The sequence below is a fragment of the Streptomyces sp. YIM 98790 genome (assembly GCF_011421595.1).
Classification (GTDB): domain Bacteria; phylum Actinomycetota; class Actinomycetes; order Streptomycetales; family Streptomycetaceae; genus Streptomyces.
Map to the genome: position 1 here is coordinate 1 of NZ_WTLH01000123.1, position 18,533 is coordinate 18,533.

Below are 18,533 nucleotides of genomic sequence, written 5' to 3' on the forward strand. Positions count from 1 at the left end.
CCGGCGGCGGCGCCCGGCAGCGGGCCCGGGGGCCCGGGGGCCCCGGTGCCGGCGGAGCGGGAAGTGCCGCGCAGGCCCGCGGCGGAGACCCTGTCCACGCTGCGCGCCGCCGCGCACAACGGCGGCCTGGTCTGGATCGGTTACGTGGGCGCGGACGGCGTGGCCGGCCAGCGGGTGCTGGCCCCGGTGCGGGTGGAGGGCGGTCTGGTCACCGCCTTCGACCACACCGCCGAGGAGATCCGCACCTATCCCCTGCACCGCATTACCGGCGCCGCCGAACTGACCACCGAGCCGTGACCCGGGCCGCCGGGTCCGTTCCGGCATCCCGGCCCCGTCCGGTGCGTGAGGCCTGCCGCGGACCCGCTTCCGCGACCGCCCGCACCGGGCTCCGTCGTCCCCGGCCCACGCCCCGGGCGCGCCGCCCGGTACGGCGAACGCCGGGACCGCACGACCGCACGGCCGCACGACCGCACGGCGCACGGCGCACGACCGACCCTCCGCATCCGTCCCGTCCGAGGCACGACCGACCGAGGAGGACCACTCATGACGATTCCCGCCGACGTCCCGGGAGCCGGCCCCTTGGCCGGTCCCGAGGCCGGTCCCGAGGGCCCGCTGCTGCCTCCGCACCCGGCCGCGGACGGGCCCGCGGTGACCGTGGGAGATGCCGCCCTGGGCCGCGAGGAACTGTTCGCGGCGGCACGCGCCGTCGCCGGCCGGGTGCACGGCGCCCCCGCCGTCGCGGTGCGGGCCGCCGCCGATCTGCGCACCGTCGTCGCGGTCACCGGATGTCTGCTGGCCGGGGTGCCGGTGGTCCCGGTCGGGCCGGACTCGGGCGCCGCCGAGCGCGCCCATCTGCTCGCCGACTCCCGGGCCGCGCTGTGGCTGGGCGAACCGGCGGAGGATCTCCCCGTCGAGGCGGTCCCGGTGGAGCTCGGTGCCCGCTCGTCCGCGTCGTACCCCGAGCCGCCGGCCGGGTCCACCGCCATGATTATGTACACCTCGGGCACCACCGGGCCGCCCAAGGGCGCCCTGCTGTCCCGCCGGGCGGTCGCCGCCGGCCTGGACGGCCTGGCCGACGCCTGGGCCTGGACCCCCGACGACGTGCTGGTGCACGGCCTCCCGCTGTTCCATGTGCACGGCCTGATCCTGGGCGTGCTGGGCGCGCTGCGGGTGGGCAGCCCGCTGGTGCACACCGTCCGGCCGAAGCCGGCCGCCTACGCCGAGGCGGTGACCGGCCGGGGCGGGAGCCTGCTGTTCGGGGTGCCCACGGTCTGGTCCCGGATCGCCGCCGAGCCGTCCGCCGCGCGGGCGCTCGGCCCGGCACGGCTGCTGGTCTCCGGCAGCGCCCCGCTCCCGCTCCCGGTCGCCCGTGACCTGGCCGCCCTCTCCGGCCGGACACCGGTCGAGCGGTACGGCATGACGGAGACGATCATCACCCTCGCCCAGCGGGCCGACCAGGAGCGGCGGCCGGGCTGGGTCGGCCCCCCGATCCGCGGCGTGCAGGCCCGCGTCGTGGACGACGCGGGCCGCCCGGTGCCCGCCGACGGCTCCACCCCCGGCGACCTCCAGGTGCGCGGGGCCACCCTGTTCGACGGCTACCTGGGCCGCCCCGACCCGCTCATCGCCGACGGCTGGTTCCCCACCGGCGATGTCGCCGCCGTGGACGCCGGGGGCCACTACCGGATCGTGGGCCGCAGATCGACGGACCTGATCAAGTCCGGCGGCTACCGGATCGGGGCCGGGGAGATCGAGGCCGCCCTGCTCGGCCACCCGGCCGTCGCCGAGACGGCCGTCGTCGGCCTCCCCGACCCCGACCTCGGCCAGCGGATCGTCGCGTTCGTGGTGCGGAAGGACGGTGCCGACGCCGGTGCGGAGGAGCTCATCCGGCATGTGGCCGCACAGCTCTCGGCCCACAAGCGCCCCCGTGAGATCCGCTTCGTCACCGGTCTCCCCCGCAACCACATGGGCAAGGTGCAGAAGACCGCCCTGACCACCCCGGCGGCCTGACGCCCCGGGGAAACCGCGCGCGGGATGGGAGACTGGGAGGCCGGGCGGCGCCGCCGGACGGAGCGACGCGGCGATGAGGCGACGGAGCCGACGCGCGAGCCGACGCGCGAGCCGACGCGCGAGCCGACGCGCGAGCCGACGCGCGAGCGGACGGGCGAGCGGACAGCGAGCGCAGGAAGCGAAGGAAGCGAAGGAGATGCCGGTGAGCGGCGGGCCGCTGATTGTGCAGAGTGACAAGACGCTGCTGCTGGAGGTCGACCACGAGGGGGCCGCCGAGTGCCGGCGGGCCATCGCGCCGTTCGCCGAGCTGGAGCGGGCGCCGGAGCACATCCACACCTACCGGGTCACCCCGCTCGGCCTGTGGAACGCGCGGGCCGCCGGGCACGACGCCGAGCAGGTGGTGGACGCGCTGCTGCGCCACTCCCGCTACCCCGTGCCGCAGGCACTGCTGGTGGACATCGCCGAGACCATGTCCCGGTACGGGCGGCTCACCCTCACCAAACACCCCGCGCACGGCCTGGTGCTCACCACCACCGACCGCCCGGTGCTGGAGGAGGTCCTGCGGTCCAAGCGGGTGCAGCCGCTGGTGGGGGCAAGGGTCGACCCCGACACCGTGGCGGTGCATCCCTCGGAGCGCGGCCAGATCAAGCAGACCCTGCTCAAGCTGGGCTGGCCGGCCGAGGACCTGGCCGGCTACGTGGACGGCGAGGCGCATCCGATCGAGCTGGTCGAGGACGGCTGGGCGCTGCGCCCCTACCAGCGGCATGCGGTGGACGGCTTCTGGCACGGCGGCAGCGGCGTGGTGGTGCTGCCCTGCGGCGCGGGCAAGACCCTGGTCGGGGCCGGGGCCATGGCCACCGCCAGGTCCACCACCCTGATCCTGGTCACCAACACCGTCTCGGCCCGGCAGTGGAAGGCCGAGCTGATGCGCCGCACCTCGCTGACCGAGCACGAGATCGGCGAGTACAGCGGCGCCCGGAAGGAGATCCGGCCGGTCACCATCGCCACCTACCAGGTGCTGACCACCAGGCGGAAGGGTCTCTACCCGCATCTGGAGCTGTTCGACTCCCGCGACTGGGGCCTGATCATCTACGACGAGGTGCATCTGCTGCCCGCGCCGGTGTTCAAGTTCACCGCCGATCTGCAGGCGCGGCGGCGGCTCGGCCTGACCGCCACCCTGGTCCGGGAGGACGGCCGGGAGTCGGATGTGTTCTCGCTGATCGGCCCCAAGCGGTTCGACGCGCCGTGGAAGGAGATCGAGGCCCAGGGCTACATCGCCCCGGCGGACTGCGTGGAGGTCCGGGTCGATCTCACGGAGAGCGAACGGCTCGCCTATGCCATGGCGGAGCCGGACGAGCGGTACCGCTTCTGCGCCACCACGGACGCCAAGATGCGGGTCACCCGCCGGCTGGTGCGGCAGCACAGCGGGCAGCAGACCCTGGTCATCGGCCAGTACATCGACCAGCTCGACGAGTTGGCGGAGCAGTTGGGCGCCCCGGTGATCAAGGGCGTGACCAGCAACGCCCAGCGGGAGAAGCTGTTCGACGCCTTCCGCTCCGGCGAACTGAAGGTACTGGTGGTGTCCAAGGTGGCGAACTTCTCCGTCGACCTGCCGGAGGCCACGGTGGCCATCCAGGTCTCGGGCACCTTCGGCTCCCGGCAGGAGGAGGCCCAGCGGCTGGGCCGGGTGCTGCGCCCCAAGGCGGACGGGCACGAGGCGCGCTTCTACTCGGTCGTGGCCCGGGACACCGTGGACCAGGACTTCGCCGCCCACCGGCAGCGGTTCCTGGCCGAACAGGGCTACGCGTACCGGATCGTGGACGCGAGCGAACTGCCCGCCTCCGAGGCCCCGGAACCGGAGATGTAGGCGGTCCGGGGACTCCGCGCGCAGGTGCACCGGGGTCCTGCCGGATGTCCCGGCCCGGCTGCCGGAACGGCTCCGGGACCGGCTCCGGTGGCCGGGCGGCCGGGCGTCACGGCTGGTCCGCGTCCCGCCGCGGCGGGACGCCGCCGCCTGCGCGGCCCGGTGGGTCGTCGATCCGGCCGAGCAGCACCACCTCGGCGGCGGCGGAGCCGAAGACTCGGACGGCGCGCAGGGCGTCGCCCAGCCAGTGGCGGCGGTGGCGGTGCCCGTCGGGCAGGGCGGTGGCCCCGCTGCCGGTCCCGGGAGCGCCGGTCCCCCGGGCGTGCAGTGATGTGGTGGTCATGGTTCCAGGGTGCGACCGGGGGCGGGCCGGGGGCATCGGTCTGCGGACGGAATGTCCGGCTTCCGCCGGTCAGCCCCCGGTCTGACGCCCGGCTCGGGGCTTCTCCGGGATCGCTCCGGGATCGCTCCGGGTCACCTCCGGGTCGGGTGCGGGTCGTCTCCGGGAACCCTCGGTCCCGGCCCGCCGGGGAGCCGGGACCGCCCGGGTGCGGCCCGTGATTAACCGTTTGCGCCGGGGACGCGCCTCGTCCTAGGCTCGCGCTTCTGCCGCCTCCGCCGCACACGGAGGCGCCGGCCGTTCGGGAACCGGCCGGCATGGAATCACCCCTTTCGCACGCACCACACCGTCCGGCAGCCGCGGGCCACGGCCACGGCTGCCGGACGGTTCCGCGCGTGCGCCCGGGTGACCGAATGCCCGTGACCGTCGCCGCCGGAGGCTCTCCCGTGTCCGCCCCATCCGTACCGTCCACACCCTCCGTTCCCTCCGAGTCGCCGCTCGATGCCGAGCGGGCCCATCTGGCCGCCTCCCGTGCCGCGCTGCGGGCCATGCGGGAGGACGCCGAGGCGCTGGACATCTCCGATGTCGCCGCCACCTGGGTCTCCGCCGAGGTGCTGCGCCGGGATGTGGAGACCCGTATCAAGGCCCTGGCCGACCTGGCCGGCACCCCGCTGTTCTTCGGCCGCCTGGACTACCACCACGCGCTCGACGCCGAGGGCGAGACCGGCACCCGCTTCTACATCGGCCGCCGCCACGTCCACGACGCCTCCGGCGACCCCATGGTCATCGACTGGCGTGCCCCGGTCTCCCGCCCCTTCTACCGGGCCTCCCGCCAGGACCCGCAGGGCATCGCGCTGCGCCGCCGGTTCGGCTACGACGGCGGCGAGCTGACCGCCTACGAGGACGAACACCTCTCCGATCCGGACGCGGACGACAGCGGCGCCGGCGAGCTGCTGCGCCGGGAGATCGAGCGCCCGCGCGTCGGCCCGATGCGGGACATCGTGGCCACCATCCAGCCCGAGCAGGACGAGATCGTACGCGGCCCGGTCGCCGTGACGGTCTGTGTGCAGGGCGCGCCCGGCACCGGGAAAACCGCGGTCGGCCTGCACCGGGTGGCTTTCCTGCTCTACGCCCACCGGGAGCGGCTGGCCCGCACCGGCACCCTGGTGATCGGCCCCAACCGTTCCTTCCTGCGCTACATCGAACAGGTGCTGCCCGCCCTCGGCGAGCTGGAGGTGAAGCAGGCCACGGTGGACGAACTGGTGGCCGACGGGGTGGAGATCCGCGGCACCGACCCGGCGGAGACCGCCCGGCTGAAGGGCGACGCGCGCATGGCGGAGCTGCTGCGCCGCGCGGTGCGCTCGGGGGTGCGCCTCCCCGAGGAGGGCGTGGTGGTGCCCCGCGGCACCCGGCTCGGGGGTGCCTCCCGGTCCCTCAGGGCCTGGGGGAGCGTCCCCGCCCACGAACTGGCGGAGATCGTGCGCGAACTGCTGGAGCGGGACATCCGCTACGGCGCCGCCCGCGAGGCCCTGCCGCAGCGCATCGCGCACGCCGTGCTGGTGCAGATGGAGCGCGCCGGGGAGGCCCCGGACGACCGGGTGCAGGCGGCGGTGGCGCGCAGCGCCCCGGTCAAGGCGGCGGTGAAGGCGGCCCTGCCGCCGGTCGACCCGCACAAGCTGGTGCTGCGGCTGCTGTCCGATCCCGGCTTCCTGGCCGAGCAGGCCGAAGGGCTCCTCACCGCCGAGGAGCAGCGGCTCCTGCTGTGGGAGCGTCCGGTCCGCTCGGTGAGGTCCGCCCCCTGGTCGGCGGCGGACGCGGTGCTCATCGACGAGGCCCGCGACCTGGTGGAGCGCACCCCGTCGCTGGGTCATGTGGTGCTGGACGAGGCGCAGGACCTGTCGCCGATGCAGTACCGGGCGGTGGGCCGGCGCTGCTCCACCGGCTCGGCCACGGTGCTGGGCGATCTGGCCCAGGGCACCACACCGTGGGCCACCGCGAGCTGGGCCGAGGCCCTGACCCATCTGGGCAAGCCGGAGGCGGCGGTGGTCGAGCTGACCCGCGGCTTCCGGGTGCCGCGGCAGGTGATCTCCTACGCCTCCCGGCTGCTGCCCGCGATCGCGCCGGGTCTGGCCGAGGCCACCTCCGTCCGGGAGGCCGCCGGCTCGCTGCGGCTGCGCCACGTCCCGGACGCCGCCGGGCTGGACGCGGCGGTGCTGGACGCCTGCCGCGAGGCGCTGGACCGGGAGGGCTCGGTCGGCCTGATCGCGGCGGACGCCCGGGTGCCGGAGCTGGCGGAGGCGCTGGCGGCGGCGGGGCTGGACCATCTGAGTCCGGGTATGGAGACCGGCGAGCGGACCCGCCTCACCCTGGTCCCGGCCTCGCTGGCCAAGGGGCTGGAGTACGACCATGTGGTGCTGGACGAGCCGGCCGCGGTGGTGGCCGGCGAGCCGGACGCACGCACCGGCCTGCGCCGCCTCTACGTCGCCCTCACCCGCGCCGTCTCCGGCCTCACCGTGCTCCACTCGGCGCCCCTGCCGGCGCCGCTGGCCGGCGGAACGACCGCCGGAACGACCGCCGGAACGACCGCCGGCTGAGGCCGGGACGGGACCGGGCGGCGGGCCGGGCCGCCCGGTGCCCGGCGAGCGCTCAGGCCGTTGCGGCAGCTCCGTCGTCCAGGGCCGTGCGCCAGGCGGCCACGGCGGTGGCGGTGACCGGCCCGGACCAGCCTCGCGGGCGGGCCGCGCCGCCGATGTGGAAGGCGTCCACCCCGGCGGCCAGCAGCTCCGGCACATGCTCCAGCCGCAGCCCGCCGCCGACCATCAGCCGCGGCAGGTAGCCGGGCTCGCCGGCCGCGGTGCGCGCCGCCTCGCCGCGCAGCACCGCCATGCCGTGGTCCACGCCGGCCGCCGAGCCGGCGGTGAGGTAGGTGTCCAGACCGGGGAAGCCGTCCAGCCGGGCGCGCAGCGCGGACCGGTCGGCGCTGTGGTCGATGGCCCGGTGGCAGGTCCAGCGGGCCTCCTCGCCCAGCACGCCGGTGAGCGTGCGGATGGCTCCGAGGTCGGCGTGGCCGTCGGCGTCCAGGAAACCGAGCACGAATTCCCGGGCGCCCTCGGCGCACAGCTTCTCGGCCGTGGCGCACAGGCCGTCCAGGGCGGCCGGGCCCCCGGTGCGGAAGCCGTCACCGGGGCGGAGCATGACGCGCAGCGGGAGGGCGACGGCGTCCCGGATCGCGGCGACGGTCTCCACGGCGGGCGTCAGTCCGTCGGCGGCGATCTCGGTGACCAGCTCCAGGCGGTCGGCGCCTCCGGACTGTGCGGCGATGGCGTCCTCGGCGTCGAGGGCGATCACCTCAAGAAGTGGTCTAGACATGTTGCACATGCTGGCATAGACCACTGCCGGGAGAAAGACCGTCCCGGATTCCGGAACCGCCACCGGATGCGCGGGGACCGTTCCGGCGCCACCGCGGCGCGGCGCCGGGCGGATTGGCGAGAATGGGCCCATGACCGACGGTCGCACCTCTGCCGCAGCCCCCGACGCCGGACTCGCCGGGCGGTTCACCGCGCTGCTGGGCGAGGCCCCCGGCGCCGCCGCACTCGCCGCCGGCCTGCTGCGCCGCTGGGCCGAGCCGCAGCGGCACTACCACACCACCGGCCATCTGCGGGCCGTGCTCGGCCACCTGGACGAGGCCGGGCTGCGCGGACACGCCGCGGACCCGGCGGCGGTGGCCCTGGCCGCGTGGTTCCACGACGCGGTCTACGACCCGGCGGCCACGGGCACCGCCGACGAGGAGGAGAGCGCCCGGCTGGCCGAGCGCACCCTGCCCGGCGCGGGCGCCGGACCGGAGCTCACCGCCGAGGTGGCGCGGCTGGTACGGCTCACCGCGGACCACGACCCGGCCACCGGTGACACCAATGGCGAGGCGCTGTGCGACGCCGATCTCGCGGTGCTCGGCTACCCGCCCGAGGAGTACGCCGCCTACACCGCGGCCGTCCGCCGGGAGTACGGCTTCGTGCCCCCGGAGGCGTTCCGCGCCGGCCGCGCGGAGGTGCTGCGCCGGCTGCTCTCCCACCCCCGCCTCTACCGCACCCCGCACGCCGTGCGGCACTGGGAGCCCACCGCCCGCTACAACCTCACCGCCGAACTCGAACTCCTCACCCGGTGACCGGCGGCCCTCCGCGGCCCGCCGCCCGGCGCCCCCGGTCAGGCCCCGGTGCCCGGGGCGCGGCGCCGCCTGCGGCGCAGCCCCGCGGCATGCAGCCGGCGGACGATCTCCCGGCTGGTGGCGGGCGCCGCGCCGAGCGCCAGGGCATCCGGATAGCGCTCGGCGGGGATGTCGTAGTGGTCGCGGTCGAAGGCACGGGCCGGCACGCCCAGCCGCGCCGCGAAGGCGTGCAGCTCCGCCAGGGATTCGTCGCTCACCAGGTGCGACCAGTACCGGCCGTGGCCCGGCCAGTCCGGGGGATCGATGTAGACGGTCATGCCGCCCCCTGTCCCTGCCTGCCTCGTGTCCGCATCCGCATCCGCATTCGCACCCGCACCCGCATCGCCGTCCGCAGCCGTGTCCGCGCTCCCGGCCCGCGCCGTCCGGCGCCCTTGATCGCCCACTTGACGGGGAACGCGGCCATCCCACCACCATGACCCCCCAGGGGTTGACGCACCCTCCCCACCGAAAATACCTTTCACCTGTGAGGAATGCCATGAAGGAAAATTTCGCCCGGCGCAGCGGCCGGTCGCGCCCCGCACCCGCGGTGCCCCGTCCGGCCCCGCCCGAGCCGGGCGCGCTGGCCGCCAAGGTGCGCACCATGGCACCCTCCATGACCCGCTCCATGCAGCGCGTCGCCGAGACCGTGGCCGGAGACCCGGCCGGCTGCGCCGCCCTGACCGTCACCGGCCTCGCCGAGCGCACCGGCACCAGCGAGGCCACCGTGGTCCGCACCGCCCGCCTGCTCGGCTATCCCGGCTACCGGGATCTGCGCCTGGCCCTGGCCGGCCTCGCCGCCCAGCAGGCGTCCGGCGCCGCCCCCGCCCTCACCACCGACATCTCGGTGGACGACCCGATGAGCGAGGTGGTCACCAAGCTGGCGCAGGACGAGCGCCAGACCCTGGCCGACACCGCCGCCTCCCTGGACGTCGCCCAGCTGGAGGCCGCCGTGGCCGCCATGGTCGGCGCCCGCCGGATCGACGTCTACGGCGTCGGCGCCTCCTCCCTGGTCGCCCAGGACCTGGCACAGAAGCTGCTGCGCATCGGCCTGGTGGCGCACGCCCACGCCGACCCGCACCTGGCCGTGACGGGCGCGGTGCAGCTCCGCGCCGGGGACGTGGCGATCGCCATCACCCACTCCGGCCGCACGGTGGACGTGATCGAGCCGCTGCAGGCCGCCTTCGACCACGGGGCCACCACCATCGCGGTCACCGGGCGGCCGGACGGCGAGGTCACCCAGTACGCCGACCACGTGCTGACCACCTCCACCGCCCGGGAGAGCGAGCTGCGGCCCGCCGCCATGTCCAGCCGCACCAGCCAGCTCCTGGTCGTGGACTGCCTGTTCATAGGCGTGGCGCAGCGTACCTACGAAGCCGCCGCGCCCGCACTGCACGCCAGCTACGAGGCGCTGGCCCACCGCCATTCCCCCCGCGACTCCAGCCGCTGACCCGACCCGCCTCCGCACCGCCCGACCGCCCGCACCGCCGTCCCCCCACCGCCCGTTCCGCCCGTTCCGCACCGACCCCGTCCGCAGGCCGCCCGCCGCCCGGCCCGGAGCAGAACCGAGCCAGCCGCCGCCTCCACTTTCTCCGAGCCGCCCGTCCACTCGTCTGAGGAAGTCGCGACGCCATGACCTCCATGCCCTCCGTGCCGTCCACTCCCCCGCCGCACACCCCGCGCACTCCGGCCGGCTCCGGCCGCCTCCAGTCCGAGCTGGAGGCCCTCACCACCGAGGCGTACCGCTCCGATCTCGCCGACATCGACCGGCGGACGACCCTGGACATCGCCCGGGTGATGAACCGCGAAGACGCGGCCGTGCCCGCCGCGGTGGCCGCCCAGCTGCCGCAGATCGCCGCCGCCATCGACGGCGTCGCGGCCCGCATGGCGCGCGGCGGGCGGCTGGTCTACTGCGGCGCCGGCACCGCCGGCCGGCTCGGCGTGCTGGACGCCAGCGAGTGCCCGCCCACCTTCAACACCGCCCCGGAAGAGGTCATCGGGCTGATCGCGGGCGGCCGGGAGGCCATGGTGGCCGCGGTGGAGGGCGCGGAGGACAGCCGGGAACTCGCCGAGGCGGATCTCGCCGCGCTCGGCCTGACGGAGCACGACGCGGTGGTCGGCGTCTCCGCCTCCGGCCGCACCCCCTACGCGGTCGGCGCGGTGGCCTGTGCCCGCCGCCGGGGCGCGCTGACCATCGGGCTGTCCTGCAACCCGGACACCCCGCTCAGCGCCGCCGCCGAGCACCCGATCGAGGTGGTGGTCGGCCCGGAGCTGATCGCCGGCTCCACCCGGCTCAAGGCGGGCACCGCGCAGAAGCTGGTGCTCAACATGATCTCCACGATCAGCATGATCCGGCTGGGCAAGACCTACGGGAACCTGATGGTGGACGTCCGCGCCTCCAACGAGAAGCTGCGGGCCCGCTCCCGCCGGATCGTCTCGCTGGCCACCGGCGCCTCCACCGAGGACATCGAACGGGCGCTGACCGCCACCGGCGGCGAGACCAAGAACGCCATCCTCGCCCTCCTCGGCGGGGTGGACGCGGACACCGCGGAACGCCTGCTCACCGAGTCCGGCGGCCACCTGCGCGCCGCCCTGCACGCCGTCCGGCGCCCCTGACGGCGACGGGCAGCGCCGCCCCGCGCCCGGGAGGCGGGAGCGGTGTCCGGCCCCGAGGGCTACGCCGCGGCGCGGGCGCCGGCCCCGGCCCTGGGCAGATGCGCGGCGAACCAGTCCCGGGCGAGCTGCGCCACCTGCTCCAGCGCGCCCGGTTCCTCGAACAGATGCGTGGCCCCGGGCACCACCTCCAGCCGCTTCTCGCAGCGCAGCTTCCGCTCCGCCTGCGCGTTCAGCTCCAGCACCATGTGATCCTGGCCTCCGACGATCAGCAGCGTGGGCGACCGCACCGCCGCCAGCGCGGTCTCCCCGGCCAGATCCGGCCGCCCGCCCCGGGACACCACGGCCGCCGGATGGTCCTCCACCGCCGCGCGCAGCGCCGCCGCCGCGCCCGTGCTGGCACCGAAGTACGCGACGGGCAGCCCCGTCTCGCCGTGCGCCCACCGGCCGGCCCCGGCCAGCCGCCCGGCCAGCAGCGGGATGTCGAAGACCAGGTTCCGGTCGAGCTCCTCCTCTTCCGTCAGCAGATCGAACAGCAGCGTGCCCAGGCCCGCCCGCTGGAGCACCTCCGCCACATAGCGGTTGCGCCGGCTGTGCCGGCCGCTGCCGCTGCCGTGGGCGAAGGCCACCACCACCGGCGCGTGGTGCGGCAGCACCAGCTCCCCGGGGAGCACCGGCTCCTCCGGCCCGGGCAGCCCGATCTCCACCTCGCGCCGCTCGGTGGGCCGGTCCCAGGCCCCGGGGTGCGGGCCCTCGCTGCGCGGCGCGGTCTTGTGCGCCGCGGCGGCGGCCCGGTTCAGCAGCTCCACGACCTCGCGGTCCTCGGTCTGGGCGAAGTCCTCGTACCACTGGCCGACCGAGCCGAAGCCGCTGGGGGCGCTGAGGAAGACCACCTCGTCGGCGTCCTGGAGGAGCTGCTCGGGCGTGCCGGCCGGCAGCACCGGCACGGCCAGCACCACGTGCGCGGCGCCCTGGGTGCGGGCGATCCGGCAGGCGGCGCGCGCGGTGGAGCCGGTGGCGATGCCGTCGTCCACGATGACGGCGGTCCGGCCGGCCAGTTCCTCCCGTGGAGTGTCGCCGCGGTAGCTGCGCACCCGGCGTTCCAGTTCGGCGCGCTCCAGCCGCTCCACCTCGGCCATGTCGTCCTCGTCCAGCCGGGCCATGCCGACCACTTCGGGATTGATCACCTTGGCGCCGTCCTCGCCGACCGCACCGAAGCCCAGTTCGGGCTGGAACGGCACGCCCAGTTTGCGCACCACCAGCACGTCGAGCGGCGCGCCCAGTCCCTGGGCGACCTCGAACGCCACCGGCACGCCGCCGCGCGGCAGGCCCAGCACCACCGGGTCGCGGTCCTGCAGGTGCCGGAGCCGGCCCGCCAGTTCCCGGCCGGCGTCCTCACGATTGACGAACCGCATCGGAAGCCTCCCGTTGTTCCGCCTCCCTCGGCAGGTTCCCGTTTTCGCCCGCTCCACCCGTGCCTCCGGCCCGGCCCCGCCGGGGCGGCGCGTACGGGCCCGGAGAACGCCGCAGGGGCGGTGCCCCGCGCGGATCTGCGCGGAACACCGCCCCTGTCGGCGTCGGCCGTACCCGGGACGGGACGGGACGGTCGGGCCCGGACTCAGAAGTCCATGCCGCCGCCCATGCCGCCGGCACCGGCCTCGGCGCCCGCGGCGGCCTTCTCCGGCTTGTCGGCGATGACGGCCTCGGTGGTGAGGAAGAGCGCCGCGATGGAGGCGGCGTTCTGCAGCGCGGAGCGGGTCACCTTGGCCGGGTCGATGATGCCCTCGGCGATCATGTCCACGTAGTCGCCGGTGGCGGCGTTCAGGCCGTGGCCCGGGGTCAGGTTGCGCACCTTCTCCGCCACGACGCCGCCCTCCAGGCCCGCGTTCATGGCGATCTGCTTCAGCGGGGCCTCCAGGGCCAGCTTGACGGCGGCGGCACCGGTCGCCTCGTCGCCCTCCAGGTCCAGCTTCTCGAACACCGAGGTGGCCTGGAGCAGGGCGACGCCACCGCCGGCGACGATGCCCTCCTCGACGGCGGCCTTGGCGTTGCGCACCGCGTCCTCGATGCGGTGCTTGCGCTCCTTCAGCTCGACCTCGGTGGCGGCACCGGCCTTGATCACGGCCACACCGCCGGCCAGCTTGGCCAGCCGCTCCTGGAGCTTCTCGCGGTCGTAGTCGGAGTCGGAGGACTCGATCTCGGCCCGGATCTGGTTGACCCGGCCCTGCACGGCCTCGCTGTCACCGGCACCGTCCACGATGGTGGTCTCGTCCTTGGTGACGACCACCTTGCGGGCGCGGCCCAGCAGGTCCAGGGAGGCGTTCTCCAGCTTGAGACCGACCTCCTCGGAGATCACCTGGCCGCCGGTGAGGATGGCGATGTCGCCCAGCATGGCCTTGCGGCGGTCGCCGAAGCCCGGGGCCTTGACGGCAACGGACTTGAAGGTGCCGCGGATCTTGTTGACCACCAGGGTGGACAGGGCCTCGCCCTCCACGTCCTCGGCGATGATCAGCAGCGGCTTGCCGGCCTGCATGACCTTCTCCAGCAGCGGGAGCAGGTCCTTGACGCTGGAGATCTTGGAGTTGGCGATGAGGATGTAGGGGTCCTCCAGCTCCGCCTCCATGCGCTCCATGTCGGTGGCGAAGTAGGCGGAGATGTAGCCCTTGTCGAAGCGCATGCCCTCGGTGAGCTCCAGCTCGAGACCGAAGGTCTGCGACTCCTCGACGGTGATGACGCCTTCCTTGCCGACCTTGTCCATGGCCTCGGCGATCAGCTCGCCGATCTGGGTGTCGCCGGCGGAGATGGAGGCGGTGGAGGCGATCTGCTCCTTGGTCTCGACCTCCTTGGCCTGGCCGAGCAGTGCCTCGGAGACCTGCTCGACGGCCTTCTCGATGCCCCGCTTCAGGGCCATCGGGTTGGCGCCGGCGGCCACGTTGCGCAGGCCCTCGCGGACCAGGGCCTGGGCCAGCACGGTGGCGGTGGTGGTGCCGTCACCGGCGACGTCGTCGGTCTTCTTGGCGACTTCCTTGACCAGCTCGGCGCCGATCTTCTCGTAGGGGTCCTCCAGCTCGATCTCCTTGGCGATCGAGACACCGTCGTTGGTGATGGTGGGGGCGCCCCACTTCTTCTCCAGCACGACATTGCGGCCCTTGGGGCCGAGTGTGACCTTGACGGCGTCGGCGAGCTGGTTCATCCCGCGCTCAAGGCCGCGCCGGGCCTCCTCGTCGAACGCGATGATCTTGGCCATGTGAGATGGTCCTCCCAGATGCGGGGTGGATTGCTCCGGACCGCGCTGGCGCCCGCGACGGACGGCCCGCAGCCCGGTGGCTTCCTTGCCTCCACCGGCCGGCGGACCTCACCGACCCGGTCCTGTCTGTCACTCTCACTCATAGAGTGCTAACGCCCATGATTAGCACTCGAGCCCCGAGAGTGCAAGCTGCTGCCCCGGAGGGGCATCGATGAGGGGTGGTGGCCGGGGGCGCGGCGGGCGCAAGCTGCTGCCCCGGAGGGCGCCGATGAGGGGTGGTGGCCGGGGGCGCGGCGGGCGCAAGCTGCTGCCCCGGAGGGCGCCGATGAGGCGGAGGGCCCGGAACGGGGCGAGGACCCGGGGCCCGTTGTGGGACGGGCGCCCGGGTCCTCGGTGAGTGGTGCGGCGGCTGGCGATGTTCAGGCGGTGACGCGCACCATGTCGGCCTGCGGACCCTTCTGGCCCTGCGAGATCTCGAACTCGACCCGCTGCCCTTCTTCCAGAGTGCGGTAGCCGTCCATCTGAATCGCGCTGTAGTGGACGAACACGTCCGCACCACCGTCGACCGCGATGAAGCCGTAGCCCTTCTCCGCGTTGAACCACTTGACGGTGCCCTGAGCCATTCCAAACTCCCCTATTACTGGCCCTTTCACGAGCCCGCACTTCNGGTGCCCTGAGCCATTCCAAACTCCCCTATTACTGGCCCTTTCACGAGCCCGCACTTCGCGGACCCGGGTCAGACCTCAGACCTCACACCCGGCCGAAGGGGGTGTGTGCCAGAACGCGTCGACCGCCGCTGAATGTATCCGGCCGACCGCCGTATGCAACAGGTCATTTGAACGACAATTCTTGTGACGGCAGAACCGTCAAAGTCCGCTATGTCACGAAAAAATAACGCCTATCGGGCAGGATCAAGGCGGCCAAACCGGCAAATGGTGCAGCACTTTCCCAGTCGATATGACGCGAATTCATATGCCAATGGCACACGGGCACCGCGGGGAACGCCCTTCCCCTGCGGAACGTCCCCGGTCCGGGCAGGGGCGGGGCCTCTCGCCCGGACCGCCACTCTAGCGCGCCCCGGGCGTGCCGTACCCGGGCATGACGGACGCCCCGGGACACAACCGCCCCGGGGCGTACGATCCACGGCGCCGCGGCGCCCCGCGGCCGCTCAGCAGCCGCCCGCCACCGCTGGGATGATCGAGACACCGGCACCGTCCGGGGTCGGGGTCTGCAGCCCCTCGGCGAACCGGACGTCGTCGTCGTTCACATAGACATTCACGAATCGGCGCAGCTTGCCGGTGTCGTCCAGCACCCGGGAACCGATTCCGGTGTGGTTCTTCTCCAGATCGGCAAGCACCTCGGCGAGCGTCGATCCCTCGGCCGTCACTTCGGCGGCTCCGCCGGTGTAGGTGCGCAGGATGGTCGGGATCCGGACGGTCACGCTCATGGCAGTTCTCCTCGTTCTGGCATGCCTGGCAGGGGTGGCAGGGGCGGGACGGAGGCAGCGCCGGGCGACGGCCCGGACACGGCGGGCAGGGGCCCCGGCGGGGCGGAGCAGAAGGGGCGGCTTCAGGCCAGACCGGCCGCGCGGAAAGCGGCGAGATCCGGCCGGATCACGGCGGTCGGCCGGCTGACCGGTGCCACCGCGTCCAGCGTCTTGAGCCCGTCGCCGGTGTTGAGCACCACGGTGGTGGCCTCCGGGTCCAGCAGACCCTCCTTGAGCAGCTTCCGCGTGACGCCGAGCGTCACCCCGCCCGCGGTCTCGGCGAATACGCCCTCGGTGCGGGCCAGCAGCCGGATGGCGTCCACCACCTCGTCGTCGGTGACGTCCTCCACGGCGCCGCCGGTGCGCCGGGCGATGTCCAGCACGTAGGGTCCGTCGGCCGGGTTGCCGATGGCCAGCGACTTGGCGATGGTGTCCGGCCGCACCGGGCGGATCACGTCGTGCCCCGCCTTGAAGGCCTGGGAGACCGGGGAGCAGCCGGCCGCCTGGGCGCCGAAGATCTTGTAGGGCCGGTCCTCCACCAGACCCAGCGCGATCAGCTCCCGCAGCCCCTTGTCGATCTTGGTGAGCTGGGAACCGGAGGCGATGGGCACCACCAGCTGGTCCGGCAGCCGCCAGCCGAGCTGCTCGCAGATCTCGTAGGCCAGGGTCTTGGAGCCCTCCGCGTAGTACGGGCGGAGGTTGACGTTGACGAAGCCCCAGCCCTCGCCGGCCGGATCGCCGATCAGCTCGGAGCAGAAGCGGTTCACGTCGTCGTAGGTGCCCTCGATGGCCACCAGGTCACCGCCGTAGACCGCGGCCATGACCACCTTGCCCTGCTCCAGGTCGTGCGGGATGAAGACGCAGGACCGCAGGCCGGCCCGGGCCGCCGCGGCGCCCACCGCGCCCGCCAGGTTGCCGGTGGAGGAGCAGGAGAGGGTGGTGAAGCCGAAGGCCCGCGCGGCCTCCACGGCGATCGCCACCACCCGGTCCTTGAAGGAGTGCGTCGGGTTGCCGGAGTCGTCCTTGACGTGCAGCTCGCCGCTCACCCCGAGCTCGGCGGCCAGCCGGTCGGCCCGCACCAGGCGGGTCATGCCGGGGTTGAGGTTGGGCTTTCCGGCCACGTCGGCGGGCACCGGCAGCAGCTCGGCGTAGCGCCAGATGCTGCCGGGACCGGCCTCGATGCGGGCCCGCAGGCCCTCGGGGTCCCCGCTGGGGAGCTCGTAGGCAATCTCCAGCGGGCCGAAACACTCCGCACATGCGAAGATCGGGCTAAGTGGATAACGCTGACCGCATTCCCGGCAGGAAAGCGCCGCGGCGGATCCCAGATCGGCGCCGGGCGTGGCGCCCGCGGCAACGGAGCCGGCGGCAGCGCCCGAGCCCCCCGGAGAAGTGGTGCCGGTCGCGGTGGATGCAGGCGTGGTCGGATCAGACATGGGTGCGAGGCCCTCTCTCCTCATCTTCCCCGTGACGGCTTTCGCCACAGGACGGAATTGGCACCTTCCCCGACCGGGGACCTCGCTTCTGACCGCGAGACCGGCGGGAGGGTTGCCGGGGCTTCACCGGGCCGTTCCCTCTGCCCCTCTGGATGAGCGTTATGCGTTTGTCGAACGCGGCCCCCCGATATGCGGAGGTCACCTGCGTTGCTCAAGACTGTAACCGACGGCCCCGACAATGACTCGACCCCGTCCAATCCCCGAGACACCGAGGAGCGACACGTGCTGGAAGAGGCGAAGGTGTGGCTGAGCAGCCGTTCCTGGACTGCCGCCGACCGTCCGCTGTCACAGCTGGTGGCCGCAAAGCGGGCGGCGGGTCCGGCAGGCACCGTCAGCGTGGTTCTGCCCGCCCTGAACGAGGAGGCGACCGTCGGCGCGATCGTCGAGTCGATCCGGCGGGACCTGGTGGAACGCGTGCATCTGGTCGACGAGATCCTGGTCATGGACTCGGGCTGCACCGACCGGACCCCCGAGGTGGCCGCCGCGGCGGGCGCCAAAGTCGTGCACCGCGACGAGATCCTGCCCCGCATGCCGGCCCGCCCCGGCAAGGGGGAGGTCCTGTGGCGGTCGTTGTTCGCGGCGAGCGGCGAGATCGTCGCCTTCGTCGACGCCGACCTGCGGGACTTCGACTCGCGGTTCGTCAGCGGAATCATCGGACCTCTTCTCACCGAATCGGAGGTGCACCTGGTCAAGGCCATGTACGACCGCCCGCTCGGCGCCGAGCAGGTCGGTCCCGACCAGGCCGGTCCGGGCCAGGGCGGCCGGGTGACCGAGCTGGTCGCCCGCCCGCTGCTCAACCTGCACTGGCCGGAGCTGGCCGGTGTGGTGCAGCCCCTCGGCGGCGAGTACGCGGCCCGGCGGTCGCTGCTCGAAAAGCTGCCGTTCCCCGTCGGTTACGGCGTGGAGCTGGGATTGCTGGTGGACACCCTGAACCTGATGGGGCTGGATGCCATCGCCCAGGTGGATGTGGGCGTGCGCCGCCACCGGAACCAGGACGGACAGGCCCTGGGCCGGATGGCCGCCACCATCTACCGCACGGCACAGGCCAGGCTGCCCGGGGCCGGGCCGGTGCGCGCCGGGATCACCCAGTTCCAGCGGATTCCGGGTGGTGGCTTCGCCCCCCGCCACCACCCCGTGGACACCGTGGAACGCCCGCCGCTGGTGACCGTTCCCGAGTACATGGCCCACAAGCCCGGGCGCGTCGCGGCGTAGCCCCCGCCGGGCAGGCCGCGGCGTGGCGCGCCCTGCCCGGCGAGGCACCGCGGTGCGGGCCGCGTGCGGGCCG

At 74.1% G+C, this 18,533-nt stretch carries 16 protein-coding genes, 1 pseudogene and 1 riboswitch; of the genes and pseudogenes, 9 read left to right on the plus strand and 8 right to left on the minus strand.

Annotated elements, in window-relative coordinates; genetic code table 11:
• The 4 genes and pseudogenes from GQS09_RS19190 to GQS09_RS19205 form a co-directional block, all read left to right on the plus strand.
• Nucleotides 1–297 (plus strand): annotated as a pseudogene (locus GQS09_RS19190) (WYL domain-containing protein); the annotation flags it as partial.
• A 246-nt stretch (nt 298–543) separates the two neighbouring features.
• Nucleotides 544–2,007 carry an acyl-CoA synthetase gene (locus tag GQS09_RS19195; RefSeq protein ID WP_165987913.1) on the plus strand — a complete coding sequence of 488 codons (1,464 nt, stop codon included), beginning with the start codon at nt 544–546 and terminating at the stop codon, nt 2,005–2,007.
• 24 nt (nt 2,008–2,031) lie between these two features.
• The gene (locus tag GQS09_RS31025) at nt 2,032–2,241 is read left to right on the plus strand and encodes a PT domain-containing protein (protein WP_165987914.1); all 210 of its coding nucleotides are present in this window, start codon (nt 2,032–2,034) and stop codon (nt 2,239–2,241) included.
• Nucleotides 2,210–3,874, plus strand: a complete 1,665-nt coding sequence (locus GQS09_RS19205; RefSeq protein ID WP_313896220.1) for a DNA repair helicase XPB — start codon at nt 2,210–2,212, stop codon at nt 3,872–3,874. Before GQS09_RS31025 ends, GQS09_RS19205 begins: the two co-directional genes overlap by 32 nt.
• 106 nt (nt 3,875–3,980) lie before the next feature.
• On the opposite strand, the gene GQS09_RS19210 is transcribed toward GQS09_RS19205, so the two are convergent.
• Nucleotides 3,981–4,214 (minus strand): hypothetical protein, encoded by a 234-nt coding sequence (locus tag GQS09_RS19210; RefSeq protein ID WP_207958025.1) that lies wholly within the window; start codon nt 4,212–4,214, stop codon nt 3,981–3,983.
• A gap of 410 nt (nt 4,215–4,624) precedes the next feature.
• On the opposite strand from GQS09_RS19210, the gene GQS09_RS19215 reads away from it, so the two are divergent.
• Nucleotides 4,625–6,805, plus strand: a complete 2,181-nt coding sequence (locus GQS09_RS19215; RefSeq protein ID WP_165987918.1) for an AAA family ATPase — start codon at nt 4,625–4,627, stop codon at nt 6,803–6,805.
• Between the two features lie 52 nt (nt 6,806–6,857).
• Here GQS09_RS19215 and GQS09_RS19220 read toward each other — a convergent pair whose 3' ends face one another.
• Nucleotides 6,858–7,580, minus strand: a complete 723-nt coding sequence (locus tag GQS09_RS19220; protein WP_165987921.1) for a copper homeostasis protein CutC — start codon at nt 7,578–7,580, stop codon at nt 6,858–6,860.
• Nucleotides 7,581–7,710: 130 nt separating this feature from the next.
• On the opposite strand from GQS09_RS19220, the gene GQS09_RS19225 reads away from it, so the two are divergent.
• Nucleotides 7,711–8,373 carry a metal-dependent phosphohydrolase gene (locus tag GQS09_RS19225; RefSeq protein ID WP_165987924.1) on the plus strand — a complete coding sequence of 221 codons (663 nt, stop codon included), beginning with the start codon at nt 7,711–7,713 and terminating at the stop codon, nt 8,371–8,373.
• A gap of 38 nt (nt 8,374–8,411) precedes the next feature.
• Here GQS09_RS19225 and GQS09_RS19230 read toward each other — a convergent pair whose 3' ends face one another.
• Complete coding sequence (locus GQS09_RS19230) at nt 8,412–8,690, minus strand: DUF4031 domain-containing protein (protein ID WP_165987926.1); 279 nt, start codon at nt 8,688–8,690, stop codon at nt 8,412–8,414.
• A gap of 218 nt (nt 8,691–8,908) precedes the next feature.
• Here GQS09_RS19230 and GQS09_RS19235 point away from each other — a divergent pair, with 218 nt between their 5' ends.
• Nucleotides 8,909–9,859, plus strand: coding sequence for a MurR/RpiR family transcriptional regulator (locus tag GQS09_RS19235; protein WP_165987928.1), 951 nt, complete (start codon nt 8,909–8,911; stop codon nt 9,857–9,859).
• A gap of 191 nt (nt 9,860–10,050) precedes the next feature.
• Nucleotides 10,051–11,025 (plus strand): N-acetylmuramic acid 6-phosphate etherase, encoded by a 975-nt coding sequence (murQ, locus tag GQS09_RS19240; protein WP_165987940.1) that lies wholly within the window; start codon nt 10,051–10,053, stop codon nt 11,023–11,025.
• Between the two features lie 59 nt (nt 11,026–11,084).
• Here murQ and GQS09_RS19245 read toward each other — a convergent pair whose 3' ends face one another.
• The 5 genes from GQS09_RS19245 to thrC form a co-directional block, all read right to left on the minus strand.
• Nucleotides 11,085–12,437: a phosphoribosyltransferase family protein gene (locus GQS09_RS19245; protein ID WP_165987930.1), complete on the minus strand. Its 1,353-nt coding sequence runs from the start codon at nt 12,435–12,437 to the stop codon at nt 11,085–11,087.
• A gap of 203 nt (nt 12,438–12,640) precedes the next feature.
• Entirely contained in the window at nt 12,641–14,269 is a 1,629-nt protein-coding gene (gene groL / locus GQS09_RS19250) for a chaperonin GroEL (protein WP_165987931.1), read from the minus strand.
• Nucleotides 14,270–14,688: 419 nt separating this feature from the next.
• The gene (locus GQS09_RS19255) at nt 14,689–14,892 is read right to left on the minus strand and encodes a cold-shock protein (protein ID WP_004986573.1); all 204 of its coding nucleotides are present in this window, start codon (nt 14,890–14,892) and stop codon (nt 14,689–14,691) included.
• A 545-nt stretch (nt 14,893–15,437) separates the two neighbouring features.
• Nucleotides 15,438–15,716, minus strand: coding sequence for a MoaD/ThiS family protein (locus GQS09_RS19260; protein WP_165987934.1), 279 nt, complete (start codon nt 15,714–15,716; stop codon nt 15,438–15,440).
• Between the two features lie 122 nt (nt 15,717–15,838).
• Nucleotides 15,839–17,212, minus strand: coding sequence for a threonine synthase (thrC, locus tag GQS09_RS19265; RefSeq protein WP_165987936.1), 1,374 nt, complete (start codon nt 17,210–17,212; stop codon nt 15,839–15,841).
• A riboswitch (SAM riboswitch) is annotated at nt 17,206–17,347 on the minus strand. It overlaps the preceding gene by 7 nt.
• A gap of 123 nt (nt 17,348–17,470) precedes the next feature.
• Between thrC and GQS09_RS19270 the strand changes: the two genes are divergently transcribed.
• Nucleotides 17,471–18,460 carry a glucosyl-3-phosphoglycerate synthase gene (locus tag GQS09_RS19270; RefSeq protein ID WP_165987938.1) on the plus strand — a complete coding sequence of 330 codons (990 nt, stop codon included), beginning with the start codon at nt 17,471–17,473 and terminating at the stop codon, nt 18,458–18,460.
• Nucleotides 18,461–18,533 lie beyond the last annotated feature (73 nt).